Annotated in this window: 9 protein-coding genes and 1 rRNA gene (1 of these 10 cut by a window edge); 4 read left to right on the top strand and 6 right to left on the bottom strand. The window is 35.0% G+C overall.

Features of this window, described 5'->3' with window-relative positions; translation table 11 throughout:
* The 6 genes from ACFQ1K_RS14350 to ACFQ1K_RS14325 form a co-directional block, all read right to left on the bottom strand.
* Positions 1 to 335 (bottom strand): 16S ribosomal RNA (locus tag ACFQ1K_RS14350) (it extends 1,328 nt beyond the left edge of the window).
* A 425-nt stretch (positions 336 to 760) separates the two neighbouring features.
* Positions 761 to 2,725 carry a putative porin gene (locus tag ACFQ1K_RS14345; RefSeq protein ID WP_320556771.1) on the bottom strand — a complete coding sequence of 655 codons (1,965 nt, stop codon included), beginning with the start codon at positions 2,723 to 2,725 and terminating at the stop codon, positions 761 to 763.
* A 129-nt stretch (positions 2,726 to 2,854) separates the two neighbouring features.
* Positions 2,855 to 4,849: a S8 family serine peptidase gene (locus ACFQ1K_RS14340; protein WP_320556772.1), complete on the bottom strand. Its 1,995-nt coding sequence runs from the start codon at positions 4,847 to 4,849 to the stop codon at positions 2,855 to 2,857.
* A 116-nt stretch (positions 4,850 to 4,965) separates the two neighbouring features.
* Entirely contained in the window at positions 4,966 to 5,694 is a 729-nt protein-coding gene (locus ACFQ1K_RS14335; RefSeq protein WP_320556773.1) for a hypothetical protein, read from the bottom strand.
* 11 nt (positions 5,695 to 5,705) lie between these two features.
* The gene (locus tag ACFQ1K_RS14330; RefSeq protein ID WP_320556774.1) at positions 5,706 to 7,199 is read right to left on the bottom strand and encodes a RagB/SusD family nutrient uptake outer membrane protein; all 1,494 of its coding nucleotides are present in this window, start codon (positions 7,197 to 7,199) and stop codon (positions 5,706 to 5,708) included.
* Between the two features lie 12 nt (positions 7,200 to 7,211).
* The gene (locus ACFQ1K_RS14325) at positions 7,212 to 10,514 is read right to left on the bottom strand and encodes a SusC/RagA family TonB-linked outer membrane protein (protein WP_320556775.1); all 3,303 of its coding nucleotides are present in this window, start codon (positions 10,512 to 10,514) and stop codon (positions 7,212 to 7,214) included.
* 216 nt (positions 10,515 to 10,730) lie between these two features.
* Here ACFQ1K_RS14325 and ACFQ1K_RS14320 point away from each other — a divergent pair, with 216 nt between their 5' ends.
* The 4 genes from ACFQ1K_RS14320 (at position 10,731) to ACFQ1K_RS14305 (ending at position 16,023) form a co-directional block, all read left to right on the top strand.
* Entirely contained in the window at positions 10,731 to 11,333 is a 603-nt protein-coding gene (locus ACFQ1K_RS14320; protein WP_320556776.1) for a ribonuclease HII, read from the top strand.
* 31 nt (positions 11,334 to 11,364) lie between these two features.
* Positions 11,365 to 13,725, top strand: a complete 2,361-nt coding sequence (locus ACFQ1K_RS14315) for a ribonuclease HII (protein WP_320556777.1) — start codon at positions 11,365 to 11,367, stop codon at positions 13,723 to 13,725.
* Positions 13,726 to 14,001: 276 nt separating this feature from the next.
* Positions 14,002 to 15,054, top strand: a complete 1,053-nt coding sequence (locus tag ACFQ1K_RS14310) for a nucleoid-associated protein (RefSeq protein ID WP_320556778.1) — start codon at positions 14,002 to 14,004, stop codon at positions 15,052 to 15,054.
* A 33-nt stretch (positions 15,055 to 15,087) separates the two neighbouring features.
* A complete protein-coding gene (locus tag ACFQ1K_RS14305) occupies positions 15,088 to 16,023 on the top strand; it encodes an ion channel (RefSeq protein ID WP_320556779.1) in 936 nt (311 codons plus the stop codon).
* The last annotated feature ends 1 nt before the right edge of the window (position 16,024 follow it).

The raw sequence follows: 16,024 nt of genomic DNA, 5'->3' as shown, positions 1-16,024 counted from the left end.
CCGTGTCTCAGTACCAGTGTGGGGGATCCCCCTCTCAGGGCCCCTATCTATCGTTGCCATGGTGTGCCGTTACCACACCATCTAGCTAATAGAACGCATACTCATCTCTTACCGTCGAAACTTTAATCCAGATTCCATGCGAAACCTGGATACCATGGGGTATTATTCTTCGTTTCCAAAGGCTATCCCCCAGTAAGAGGCAGATTGTATACGCGTTACGCACCCGTGCGCCACTCGTCAGCGGAAAAGCAAGCTTTTCCCTGTTACCGTTCGACTTGCATGTGTTAGGCCTGCCGCTAGCGTTCATCCTGAGCCAGGATCAAACTCTTCATCGTTAAATCTTTAAGTCTTCCGACTTATCTCTTTAACAACCAATAGGAATTTCCAAGTACTCTAAATGATCTATTCTCTTGTTCTTTGACGACCGTTTCCAGTCGTCATTTACGCTGTCAATTCAATATGTTAATGAACTTTTTTCTATCGCTTCCCAACTCGTTTCCTCGTTAAGCGGGTGCAAATATAAAACCCTTTTTTTATTCCCGCAACATCTTTTCAAAAAAAATAATTTTATTTTTTACAGATCCAATATCACGGTATGAACTTCCCCCTCTCGAGGCATAGGCCTCCCGTTTAGGGGCTGCAAATATAAAACCCTTTTAATTACTACCAAATACTTTTAAAGGTTTTTACAATACTATTTTTTACCGGTACTATAACCCTCTGAAAAACAACTTATTTATAAAGCGACTTTTATTGGAAATTATAAGAAAAAATCCCAGACCAATCCAAAACGGATAGTAAAATCTCTATATGGGTGATTTGGCGCAGAGAAATAGTCATAACCTGTGAACGAAGAATTGAAATGCTCTGCCTTAAAGAAAATACGTGTTTGCCTTACTTTTGCATTAATAAAAAAATCCAACCTAGGAAAACCTCCGATCTTCGTAGAATTTTGAGTGTAAAATTCGGCCAGTACAGGATCATAACCATTCATATTATATTCTGTAAAGTAATTAAATGTAACTCCTGTTTGAAGCTGCATGGCTCTCTTAAAAATATAATTTGAATAATAGAGTGTATTTCTAGCGATAAGAGCTGGCACATTTAACACATCTTCATCACTTAAAACGTTTTGATACATAATTGTGTTATCTAAAGCGAAATGACCCACTTTAAATTCTCTATGGATTTTCAATCTCAAATACTGTAAAGGATCGTTATATTGTTGTGGTCTAATAACTCTAACACCATCATCATTAATTTCTTGGAGATTGAAATAGGTATAATTATCTATATTGGAAATATCTAACTGTGCATTGAAGAACTTTTGAGATTCAAGCTTAAATCTAATTTGCTGAGTATTAATATTTCTGAATTCCTCTAAATTATACCAATTATAGTTTGTATAATCACTTTGATATAATAAATAATTAAAGTTCGGGAGTTTAGAACTAATATGTAAACCACCTGAAATAGATATATCTTTGTTAAGCCTTAAACCCAATTCTGTATCAATGTAGTTACCAACAAATTCGTCTGACAAATTTAAACTAGCCCTACTTACTAAACTTATTGATTTTATTGTTTTCTTGTATGAAGCGTCTATTCCAGCATAATTTCCTTTAATTCTATTCGGTACGGTTTGATTTGGTAAAAACACTAAACTATTGTATCCATAATTGATATCTGTATAATTTAGGCCAAAACTCAATTCACCTAAAGTTCTATTCATATATTCTACATACACTTTAGTTTTAAAATTTTCAAGTGTAACCTTATCATTGATTCTATTGGTGAAAGCGTTTCCAAAATAATTAACAGATGAACCATTTTGGTAATATTGAAAATATTTGTCTTGAAAAGATAATTCATTGACTATTGTTAGTCTATTATTTGAAATAGAGTCCTTTTTCTTGATGATATCATATGAATGATTTAAATAAAACTGTTTTCCTTCTAGCACACTTTCCGCATCCTCAAAGTTCATATCAAACACTGATCTGTCTAAAAACTCCTCTTCACCAGAAGTAAAGTTCTCTAGATCCTCATCTCTGATACCACCATTTTCTTGATTAAGTAAATCTTGCATCACAGCAAAAGCCCTTGCCTTATACCTTTTACTTTTGTTTGTGTAATTTGTCGTAAATCTAAAGTTTCCAGTACTTGTTAAGGCGTTTTGATAATTTCCGAGTGACCTTAAGCCCTTATACGCAATTGAGAAATTGAATTGTTTTGATAGGTTTACGGTAAAAAATGCATCTAACATCTGACCTTGTTCAAAAGCTGTTTTATAGGTTAGCCTCGTCCATGGTGTTGGAACCTCGTAAAACTCTATATCATCATTTTCTAGATAATTAAAATGTCTTGCTCTTGCTCCAAAAATTGGATTTGTTTCACTACTGATTGAATTAAAACTAAGCGTATTATAGGTTTGTCCGATATTAGCAAAAGGCATCAAACCAAAATTATCCTCTTGCAAATAATTGAATTTGTAATCTTTTTTTATTGTTAATGTGGTATCAACAAAAGTCGTGTCAGTATTAGAATTTAGCTGTAAGTACATATCTATTGATGCAAGATTTTTGAAACCTCTGGATTTTCTGACATCAGAGGAATCATTTCTATCAGAAGAATTTCTTGCATTAAAGCTGTTAAGCTTTACCTGAGCGTTTAGCCCAGCGATGAGCATGCACATAGCAATGGTTACAAATAATCTAACACGCATTTATTAAAATCTAAACTGAAAACAAAGTAAACTATAAATTATTGTTTAAACGAAAAGAATTACAAATTACTTAACACAAAAAAGGCTAACAGATTTTGTTAGCCTTTGCTTTGTTTATGTGCATTACACTTATTCTATAATAAGCTTATGAGAGGTAGTTCTATTTCCTTCAGAAATATTTACCATATATATACCAGCTTTTGCATTGTCTAAAGCAATAGTTTCTTTAAACATTGAATTGTTATTTACAAAGTTATTAGCATAGACCAATCTCCCTTGAATGTCATAAACGTCTATTTTTACATTGTTATCAAGACTGTTAGGATTTGATGGGAACGCAATTGTAAATTCACCATTTGAAGGATTTGGATATACCGCTAATTTTCTAGCCAAGTCATTTTCATCTACACTTAGCACAAGATTATTTCCTGTAACAATAAGTGAAAAATCCTGATTTCCTGGATCAAATGGCCCAGCACCACCACCTTGTATAGTTCCTTTGTGTGAAACAGTTAATGTATATGTACCATTAGCAGGAACTTCTATTTCTACTCTTTCTATATTATCAACGGAATTATCACCTTTAACTGTTGAAAATCCGTTTACTGGATCGAAATCTAGACGCCATGGCAAATAGGTAGTGGTACCATCTGATATTCTCAAATCCAAATCATTTACCAATCTTGGTGTTGGATCATTAGCTGGTCCAGTGGCAGGAGGCCCTGGTAAATCAGTCCAACATATAGTAGCAGATAATTTTTCGCCTGCTTGAGCTGAAAAGGTGAATGTATATGTTTCTCCTTGAGCTAAATTCAATTCGTCAATTACAGCTAAAGAGAAATTTGCATCAGTAATGGTTTCTGCTGACGCTCTTGCATTCAATAAACCCCATCCGAATATAGGATCTGGACCTAAGGTATGATTTGGGTTTACAGGGTTAAACTCAAATTCATCTATGGCAGTATGACAAACCAACGCTTTTAAAGTCGCTGAATTCATATATTCACCATTAAGTTGGTTGTAATATTGTTGTAATAATACCAGTGTACCTGCTGTATTAGGAGATGACATTGAAGTACCAGAAAATGTGGAATATGAATTTCCAGGCGTAGGTGATAATAGATTTGTACCATCAGCTGCTATGTCCGGCTTTATCCTAAGATCATCCGTCGGACCTTCACTTGACCCAGAATTTATTGCTAAACTTGACAATTCATAGTTACCACTAAAAAGTGGTTGTTCGGATGCAGTAGGATTCGCATTAGCAACGATTAAACTATTTTTTGCATTCTTATCACCTGTTAGTTTGTCATAACCAGGGAACATACCACCCGGATAAGACACATTACCAGAATTACCAGCAGACATTACTGGTAAATATTTAGGGTTATTTCTTGTAATATTATCAACTGTGACTGCACCTGAAGTATAAGCTCCAATAAAATCCGCATCCAATTGATTACCATTTCCTTGATTAATTGGTACCCCGTAGGAATGATTTGATATCAACAAAGGGCTTACTAAATTACCTGCCTCGGTAGTCATTTCTGCAGAATCATTAGTCCAGTTAAATGATTTCACATTCACTCTAGACGCCATCCCTCTAGCACTCGGGTTAGTTCCGTTTGCAGAGATCGTTCCAGCAACATGCGTTCCATGAGAACTAAAACCTGTATCACCATCCACTACAACTGCATCAACAATTTCCATTCTAGATTCCGTACCTGCAGCATTTTCAAATTCTACATGGCCATCATCAGCTGGTCCACCATCCCATACACCTACAGTCATACCTAAACCGTCTAAATCTAGACCTAAACTACCACCAGTCCATAATTCTGCAGTTTTAGTTGCTCGAGCTGCCTCTAAATTTTCCGTAGATCTATAAATAGGTTTTCCGTTTCTAACATCATGGATATGCATTATTGTAAAACCATCATTAACCAATGTTGCCTTTACAGTTGGGTTGTCTTGTAGAAAAGTATTCACTCTACTGACCCTTTGATTTTCCTGTTCAGTAAGTTCTTCTAATAAATCTCTATTTGCTTGTGACATAGTCCCATTATCTTGAGAAAACGTACTCAACCCACAAATAAGAGTTAAAGAAAGTAAAAGATTTTTCATTTTCATTTGATTTGAAATTTTCTTTGCAATATAATTATATTTTAAGTTTTTTCATAGATTAAAAAAACAAAAGCCACCATAAAGGTGGCTTTTTAATAAAATATTATAATAAATATTTAATTCACCGTAAACGTTGCAGAAGATTGAGAACCAGCAACTCCAGTTGAAGGTACTAATGTACCTGCAGCAGAAGTAACACTGTAAACTGGACCTCCATCACCGTATGAGTCATAAACGACTACACCATAGTTACCAGGTGCAAGACAGAAATCAAATGCAAATACTGCAAAATCATCAGCAGGGTTATTATAAGGTCCTCCCGAAGCGATTACTGTAGGAGTACCTGTAAGGTCATAAATCTCCCATGTTGTTTCATCTGGCCATGTATCTAACTCAAGGTTGAATGTTACAACGGTATCTAAACACTCTTCTGTAACACCGAAAGTAATCTCGTTTCTTGCAAAACCATCAAGAGCAAATCTCAAAATTTGTTTTTCAAAACCTAAATCGTCATTATCAGTAATACTGAATGTTAATGTACCTTCATTTGAACCTCCAGGAATAGTAACCGTAGATGGTACAGAATAAGGTGATGCTAATGAAGTATCATCCATATCAACAACAACATCGAAAGTTCTATCTGCTGATGTTGTCTCTGATGCATAAACTTTCACATCGAAAGTTTGTGTTACATCCTTTGGTACCGTTATAGCTCTTTCATTCGGTCCAATCTCAAAACCAACAAAGTTTGAAACTGGCGACTCCAAGTCTTGCTCACAACCAGTAAACAAGACAGCGGCCATCGCTAGAAAAAATAATGATTTTATATGTTTAAAATTTTTCATAAGGTATTATTTTAATTGTTTTGAGATGAAATGTTTGGATTATTAATAATCTCAGTTTCTGGAATTTGGAAAGACATTTCATCTGAGTCATATGTAAATGATTCACCAGCTCTAAATACATGGTTTGTACCACGAGTTACGGTTGCCTGGTTACGCTTCATTGCTAAATAACTTTTACCTTCACCCCACATTTCAACACGTGTTTGGAAGTAAACTTCATCAACTAAAGCCGAACCAGACAATGGAGCTAAATAAGATGTCGCTGCAGCTGCACCGCCTAATCTGATAGCTAATAAATCTTGTAGTCTTGCTTTAGCTGCTGCTTCGTTACCAGTCTTAGCTGCTGCTTCAGCACTTAATAAATAAAACTCTTCAACTCTCATAAAGATGTAGTCTGTTGTGATAGCAAACTGACCACCTGGAGTTCTACCTTGATCGAAGAATTTATTGATAGGCTGTAACGCTTGTGCACCTGTACCGAACTGCGTAGCTCTGATATCGTTAGCAGGGATTTGACTGTATAATAAGTCGTCCATAGACTTAGTATCACCAGCCCAAGCATAACTATAGGTAAAGAAATCCATCTGACCCCACCAGTTTATTAACTGATGTCCTAAATCTGCAGTGATATCGAATCCCCAAATCCAGTTGGCTGCATTAACACTATCAAAACCAGAACCTGCACCTGGAAATGCTAATTGCCCTGCAGTTGCTAGTGGATAACCTGATGCTATTACAGCGTCTGCTTGAGTTTTTGCATTTGCATAGTCGCCCATAGCAGCATACGTATATGCTAATAAGCCACGTGCAACAGTTTGATCGATTTCACTAATAGCAGTTCTTGTATAACCATCTAGATTATCGATTGCAAATGTCAAGTCACTTACAATTAAGTCATAAATCTGAGAAGCTTCTACCTTAGCTGTATTGATATCATCAATATTATAGAAAGGTAAAATCGGCTCATTTGGATCATATGCCTCTTGGAATAATTGTGCAAGATAGAAATATGCATAAGCTCTATAAGCTTTAGCTTGAGCGTTAACACGTAAAGTGTTAGCGTCTAGATCACCGGGGTTATTACCACCTGCTGTTTGAATTACAGAGTTTGCAACACTGATAATTCTGAAGTAGTAGTTCCATATGATCTCGTTTTCCTCACGAGTAAAATCCACAGTTGTCAATAAATTCGAAGATGCGTTGTACCAACCAAATGCACTGGCAGATAATGATGCATCACCACAAACGATGTCAGTCCAAATATCTACACCTTTTTGACCTATATCATAATGACGACCACCTGTTACACCAAATGGTTCTATCATAAATCCACTGATACCAGTTAAGTTACCTTCAATAATATCAGGGTTTAATCCTGCTGCTTCTGTAATACTAACGTCTGTTAAGACATTCGTATTTCTTTCCGGATCTAAGAAATCCTCTTCACAGCTAAAGCATAGTGCTAAAACTGCTACTATTGATAAATAAATTACATTTTTTTTCATATTGCTTTTTTTTTAAAATTGAACTTTCGCTCCTAAACTAAAGGTAGTCAATGGCATATAAATACCAGAGTTTGTAGTTCCAATAGCTGTACTTGGGTTTAAACCTTTACGGTTACTTAAGAACATTAAGTTATCACCTGCAAGCGTGAAACTTACACCTTCTAATCCCATAGACTCAACAATAGATTGTGATAATCTATAGTTAATATTTACGTTGTTTAATGAGAAGAAGTCTGCTTTAGTTAAGAAACGTGATGAGAAACTATTCTGCTGACCATCGGTTCCGAAGTTTGCAGAAGTTCTTGGTACGTCAGTTACTTGACCTGGAGTTGTCCAAGCTTGTCTAATATCAGTGGAGAAGTTATCCGCACCAATTAAGTTGTTATCCATAAGTACTGCATAACCTGCATCGTAAGTATAACCACCTATACTGTAGCTAAACTGAGCAGAAATATCAAGATTCTTGAAACCAGCGTTAATTCTGAAACCACCACGCACATCTGGAATTGCAGATTTACCAGTGAATACCTGTGTAGCATCTGCATAGTTATTCGTAGTTGTTCTTCTTACGTTTGCACCTGGCACTAGTTGCTGATATTCGAATAAGTTACCTGAAGCGTTATCATTAACACCATCGTTATCAACATCTACATCAAATGACCCACCGTTAAAAGATGATAATTCACCATTATCAAATACACCGTTGTTGTTTTCATCTACATAGTACATGTACCAAAGTGCCTCACCATTTGCTGGGTTAACACCTGCCCACTCTCTCATGTACCAATCGTACTGTGATACACCTTCAGCGATATTGTTGAAATCATCGAAAATTGCTTTCTCACCAGAAAATGGATCGGTTGGCATTTCTAATACTTCGTTCTTAAATGTTTCACCATTCAAATTAAGTGATAATCTAAAGTTATCTTTTTCAACAAGTTTAGCATTAATATTAAATTCTAAACCTTGGTTTAATAATTCACCACTGTTATAACGGATAGTTTCCTGACCAGAAGATGGTGCAAGGTTAGCGATTTGAATTAAGTCTACTGTTCTTCTATCGTAGAAATCAACATCTACACCTAAACGACCACCAAACCAAGTACTCTCAAAACCAACCTGAGCAACATTAGATGTTTCCCAAGTTAAATCAGGGTTTGCTGCTTCACTTGAAATAGTATATGAAATGTTACCATTTGGATCTTGATTAATTCCAAATACCTGGAATCCGTTTAATAAGGCTGTACCTGTATCACCAATTACACCGTAACTAGCTTTTAACTTCAAGAAGTCTAATGCCCCAACATTGGCCATAAAATCTTCTTTAGTGATAATCCATCCTAAACCTACAGAACCAAATGTTCCCCATTTATTGTTTAAGAAACGTGAAGAACCATCACGTCTTATAGATGCTGTTAAGAAATATTTGTCAGCATAATCATAATTAAGACCAGAGAAATAACTATCTAAAGTCCAACCAAGTCTAAATGAACCTGCTCTACCTAATGGAGTTGTGTACTGGTTTAAATCATTTGAACCTGGAATAATGGCGCGCTCAGCTGCACCAGTAATCGTTCTGAAACGATCTTCAGTAGATTCGTGTGCTGCGAACACTTCTAAATCATGATCACCAAATGACTTTGTAAAACGCAATAACTGTAAGAAGTTTTGGTTTGTTCTTAAATCGTCATCACGGAATAAGCTACCACCTGATTGGGCAGCACCACCGTAAAACTGGTTGTTTCTATTTGTATTGATTCTATTGTCATACTGACCACTATAACGCATCTCGAACTTTAACCAATCCGTAATATCTACACCAACATTAAATGTACCAGTTAAAGTTGTGATATCTGATTGCGTTAAATCGTATAATGCTAAGGCAATACCGTTAGTAGCATTCCAAGCACGTCTACCATATTCAGCACCGAAATCGTACTGAGAACCTCCAAAAATTGGGTCTGGAATTAAAACTCCATCAGGATCTCTGAAGAATACATCATAAATTGCTGGAGTCGTATAAACTAAAGCAAATGGGTTCGCAGAACTACCAGCAGAACCTTGAGTTCCTGAGTTCGTATTACGTGCACCTGCCCAAGCAATGTTACCTCCGATTGTTAACCAATCTTTTGGTTTGTGCTCTAATTTCAAACGCGTGGAATATCTAGTATAACCAGAATTGATTGAATAACCTTCATCATCCACATATCCTAAAGATACAGCATAGGTTGTTTTTTCATTACCACCGTTGAACTGTAAATTTGCCTCTGTTCTAACACCAGTGCCAAAAGCAGCATCTCTCCAAGATGTTGGATTAAACTTACGCTGTACACCTGGGTTAAAACGTCCTGTTGCAGGGTTAATTAATTGGTTACCTGGAGCATTCCAGATATTATATGCTGAATTAATTGTTTCACCTGTACCATTACCATATAAGTTATTACTAGCAAAAGCAGCAGGATCTGCCTGACCTAATAAAGCACCTTTAGTTCTTAAGGCTTGCCATGATATTTCAATGTACTCTTCTGGTGAATTTACAATATCATACTCTGGTAAGAATAGTGTGTTAACACTAGTCGTTACATCTACAGAGATACGAGAAACACCAGCTTTACCTTGTTTAGTAGTGATTAAGATTACACCATTTGCACCACGAGAACCGTAGATTGATGTTGCTGCAGCATCTTTTAAAACTACCATACTCTCAACATCGGAAGGGTTAAGCGATTGTAGAACTGCTGTTGCATTACCATCAACTGGAGCACCATCTATAATATATAGTGGCAATGTGTTACCGTTAACGGAACCAAATCCTCTAATTCGTACTTCAGCAGTAGAACCAGGAGCACCACTACGAGTAATTACATTTACCCCAGCAATCTCACCTCTAAGAGACTGAGTAACGTTAGATACTACTTTGTCTTCAACACCATCCATATCAACAACTGCTGCTGTACCAGTAAAGGACTCTTTTGTAGTCTTACTATATCCTACGACTACTACTTCATCAAGAGTGTTACCTTCTTTAAGAACTACATCGTAAACGTTAGCCGCACCAATTGTCACTTCGGAATTATTGTATCCGACATAAGATATTACAAGAACATCTCCTGTATTGACTCCAATAGAATATTTTCCATCAAAATCTGTTTGAGCACCTCTAGAGGTACCCTTTACAATTACACTAGCACCAGGTAGGGGTAAACCATCTGATTCTGTAGTAACTGTACCTGTGACTGTTTTTTCTTGTGCAAAAGAAAATTGCATCACGAACGCCATAAAAAGCGTTAATAACCATGTTAACTTTAATTTCATAAAACAATTATTTGAGTTAGTCTAGTTGCAAACATCTTAATTAAATATTAAATAAACAAGCGTTTCTGCCAAAAAAATGTTAACACTTTTGCGATTTCAGCAACAAAATACAGTTACTTTTAAATTGCTCTTTTTTGAGGCTAAACTCATTATGTAGATGTGAAAATTGGAAAAGGGTTGCGTTTAAATTTTAACTTTGTTTAAATTTTTAACATTTTGGCTCTAAAAACACAGTTTTCCAAATACAATTTTGAATGCGGAACAGATGAAGCTGGCAGAGGCTGTTTAGCTGGTCCAGTTACTGCTGCGGCAGTAATTTTGCCTTCCGATTTTAATGATGACATTTTAAATGACTCTAAAAAACTTTCAGAGAAGCAGAGAATGAGCCTGAAACCAATAATCGAAAAGGAATCTGTAACTTTTGCGGTACACCATATTTTTGAAAGTGAGATCGACACTATTAATATTTTAAACGCATCCATAAAAGCAATGCACTGCTCTATTTCAAAACTGAGCACTGTTCCTGATTTTATTATTGTAGACGGAAACAAATTTAAACCCTACAACACCATACCTCATGAGACCATTATAAAAGGAGATAGTAAATATCTAAATATTGCAGCTGCATCTATTTTGGCAAAAACGTATAGAGATCTTTTTATGGAAAATATACATAATGAATTCCCCATGTATAACTGGAAAAAGAATAAAGGTTATCCCACAAAGGAACATAGAGCTGCTATTCAAAAATATGGTGTGACAAAATATCACAGAAAATCCTTTAGATTATTGCCAGAGCAATACTGTTTAGACTTTTAACTTTTTATATTTGTATCATTAATAAGTGTACATGGGGAAATTTGGATTTTTATTGATTATACCATTCATTCTGGTGTCTTGCCAAAGGGATTATAACACACCGGATCACTTTTATAAATTTTTTCCTTCCAAATCAGAAGTTATTATTTCCGTAAACGAATTAAACGACTTTATCCAAAGTTCTGAACATACCATACTTAATGGCATCTATAATAGGAGTCTAAAAGCTCCGGCTTCAATTCTTAAAAATTTTAATACTAGAGAAAGGGTTTATATTGTCTTTTTCGGTAATCAGAATGCCAACTATCTCGTTTTGACAAAAAACACGCCCAATGTTTTTGCAATAGACTCCATACCAAATTATATTTCCGAAAATATTTCCGAAATAGACATTACCAAGACCCAAATTGACTCTGCCATAGTTTATCATAAAACTTATGATAATGTTTTTGCCTTATCCAATAATCTTGAAGAATTAAAAAAACTAAAGCCAACAAACCAAGATGATGAACTCTCTAAACTAATTGAAACAACAGATAAAAAAAGTATCGTTTCATTAATTTTTAAAGCAAATCGAAAAGATTATTCAAATCTTTTGTTTTCTGAAATGCTTAAAGATTCCGCTAACAATTATATTTCTTTGGATTTAAGCCTATCTGAAAAAAACTTACATTTTAATGGTGTTGCTATTTCAAATGATTCCATTTCGCGATTAATCGATTGTTTTAAAAATACAACTCCCCAAGAAATAAATACATTACATATCGCACCCGCCTCTACCAAATCATTGATGGCCTTTGCTTATGACGACTTCGCAGTTTTCCATACTAACCTAAATCATTTAAACGGAAAAGTAAAAGACAGCACCAAAACATTTTTAAATTTCACTAATGAAATGGCGTTAGTGGACAACAGTCTTATACTCCATTCTTTAGATGCCAATCTAGTTGTTGAGAGCATTGAGGAGAAATCAATTGCCAAAACATTTAGAGATATCGAAATATATGAATTCGGCACACCTGATTTTTTTAAATTGAAACTACACCCCATCATTAATTATGATTCCGCCAACTATTTTTCAAAATATGATGATTTTATTGTTTTTTCGAACTCGATAGAATTGATAGAATCCATCCTTTCAGATGTTTTAAACAATAATACGATTGCAAACTCTGAAGCCTTTAAAAATATAAGTAAAAATTTAACTGATGAATCTTCAATATTTATTTATAAAAACAACGAAGCACTTTCCGAACACCTAAATCTAAACATTAAAAACTATCATGCCAACGTCGTGCAGTATAGTTATGAAGATAACTACGCCCATGTTAATGGTATTATAGAAGAATTCAGAAAAAAAGCGGCTTCAAATTCGGTGACCGAAAGCTTTACAACTTCTATTGGCAAACAGATAATTTCTCCACCTCAAACCGTAAAAAACCATGTTAATAATACACATGATATTGCTGTCCAAGACATAGACAATGTGCTATATCTGATTTCTAATTCCGGCAACATCCTTTGGAAAAAACAACTACAAGGAAAAATACTTGGAGAAATAGAGCAAATAGACATGTATAAAAATGGAAGATTACAATTAGCCTTCGTAACTCCTAATCGACTCTATGTTTTAGACAGAAACGGTAATGAAGTGTCGCCTTTTCCTTTTAAATTTAATGACGAAGTTACCCAGCCGCTATCTGTTTTTGACTATGATAAAAACAGGAACTACAGGCTACTTGTTACCCAAGGCAAAAACCTACTAATGTATGATGCAAAAGGAAAAATGGTTAAGGGCTTTTCATACAAAAGCAACAATAAAGTCATTACCTCCCAACCTATGCATTTTAGAATTGGAACCAAGGATTATATAGTATTTTCTACAGAAGATCAGCTGAAGGTTCTTAATCGTCAAGGTAATGTTAGGATTAATGTTACAGACAAGATTCGTTTTTCGGATAACAAGATCTATTTGTATCAAAATAAATTCACAGCCTCTAATACCCTTGGGCAATTAGTACAAATGGATTCTAAAGGAAAAATAAACCGAAAAGATCTTAATTTAACAGACAAACACAATATAGCAACCACGAGCAAAACGCTGGTCTCCATGTACGAGAACAAGCTCTTTATTAAATCACGTCGCGTGGACTTAGATTATGGTGTTTACACCGCACCTAGAATTTACTATCTCAATGACAAAATATATGTTACCTTAACGGATCTCCAATCTAAAAAGGTTTATCTATATGACAGTCAAGCAAAACCAATTCCTAATTTTCCAGTATTTGGAACTTCGGCTGCAGAATTGCAAAAGCTTGATAAAGACAAAGACTTAGAATTAATAACTCAAGCAGACGACAAAACCATCATTGTTTACAAACTGCACTAAATTATTTACCATTTTAAGGTTTCATTTTTATGTGTCAATAGTATTTGATATATTAGAGTTCTAATAATCAACATATTAACTCTTGTTGAATAATTAGGAAAATTTTCGTCTCAACTAAATAAGATTAATTAAGATTGTTTTAGTTGAGCGAATGACGATAACCAAATCTCGAAGTCCCCGAGTCTTGAAAACGCCAAATTTATTTTGGCGTTTTCTTTAGTTTTAAGCCATACCTTTTGTAGTATTGCAAACACTTATTTTCTTATTTACTTATCAATGATCAAGAGACAAAAAGCTTCCATAAAACACTGTATTATTCATAAGGTTGGCAATAAATTCAATGATACCAAAAACGCCTTTTCTGATGCTACAGTACATTTTGATGAAGCCACCTACAACCTTATGTTACCTTACTTACTAAAACCCTTTGTGAGTATTGCCGAAAGTTATCGTTTCCATCACCATAGTAATGTTGGGCTTAATGAGATTAACACCTATTCTGATCAACTTTTTAAAGAGGAAGCTGATTTTGTAGAGACCTCAAAACACATTGTAACACATCTGTACGAGCAAAGTAATTCCGCTCAAATTAAAACAGGAGATGTACTGGTTTGTCATTTTGAAAACATTCAATACGAAGACTTTTTTGTAGATGCCATAGGTATATATAAAATTGAAAATAAGACTGAATTTTTTCAGACCTATTTAGAGTCTGGAAATTACGATATTTTGGTGCAAAAAGGTATACAGGCAAAAAAGGTAGATAAGGGCTGTTTAATCTTAAACACCTCGGACATGGAAGGTAAAATAGTGTTTAGCGTAGACAACAATACCTACGATACGCAATACTGGATTAAAAGCTTTCTAAATATTAAATACCCAGACGATAGCAACCAACACACCAAAAATTGTATAGAGCTATGCAGAGAGTTTTCTAAAGAGGTATTACAACCAAGTTTTGGTGGCCAAGAGCAGAGTAATTTTTTGGCAAAGACGGTAGACTTTTTTAAAGAAAATGAAATTGTAAATATTGAAACCTTTAAAGAAGAAGTGTTTGATGAAGAAGACCAAATACAGCTCTTTGAGGACTATAAAAAAACCTACGAAGCTGAAAATAACGTACTGATCAGAAACCAATTTGATGTCTCTGAACGTGTCCTAAAAAAGCAAAAACAAAAGATTAAAACCGAAATAAAGCTAGATACCAACATAAAAATAAAACTCGATGTCGACGCACCTGATGCCTCTGCCGAATATTTAGAACGCGGTTACGATGAGGATAAAAAAATGCACTATTATAAAGTATTTTTTAACACAGAAAACCAATAAAAACTTCATCCTTTTTTCCTAATTTAGAGCCATATGGCAAAACACATAAAAGAAAGTTTTGAAGATTTTGGTTTAGGTGAAAAATCGTCTTCAAAAGGCTATCGTGCCTTAAATAAAGATGGGAGTTTCAACATCGAAAAAACCAACATTACTTTCCTTGAGCGCTTAAATTTCTTTCATAGTTTGGTAACCATGAAATGGTCTCACTTTTTCGGAGTTGTGGTGCTCACCTATTTTCTTGTCAATACCTTTTTTGCTACGATTTACAGCCTTATTGGAATAGAAAATTTAACCGGCATTCGTGGTTTAACACCCATTGAGCAGTTTATGGAAGCTTTCTTTTTTAGTGCTCAAACCATAACTACTTTGGGTTATGGTCAAGTCGCTCCTATAGGTTTATTAACCAATATAGTAGCAGCGATAGAATCATTACTTGGTCTTTTGTTTTTTGCCTTGGCTACAGGTTTACTTTATGGACGTTTTTCTAAACCAATATCTAAAATAAAGTTTAGTCAAAAAGCTGTCATTGCACCCTACCATGACATTAATGGTTTTATGTTTAGGCTTGTTAATCCACAAAAAAATGAATTACTAGACGTAGTAATTAATGTTAGTGTATCCATGAAACGCGAAAACTCTGAGCTGAGGGATTTTCACATCCTGGATTTAGAGAGAGACAATGTAAGATTTTTTCCTTCCATGTGGACCGTGGTTCATCCTATTGATAACAACAGTCCGCTTTATGGACTCCACAATAGTGATTATGAGAAAAAGGATTTTGAATTTATTGCAGTGCTCAAGGCTTTTGACGAGTCCTCTGGTCAAATGGTGTACTCTAGAACATCTTACAAACCCGAAGAAATAGAATGGGGGCAAAAGTTTGTCTATGTGGCACAAAGGCTGAACGGAAAAACGCTAGTTGATGTTAGTAGAATTAATGAAAGTGAAAAAGCAGCATTAAATACTTGAT

The organism is Winogradskyella aquimaris, assembly GCF_042676105.1.
Classification (GTDB): domain Bacteria; phylum Bacteroidota; class Bacteroidia; order Flavobacteriales; family Flavobacteriaceae; genus Winogradskyella; species Winogradskyella aquimaris.
The sequence above is the reverse complement of the archived record's forward strand: the minus strand, read 5'-3'. Positions and strand labels throughout refer to the sequence as shown.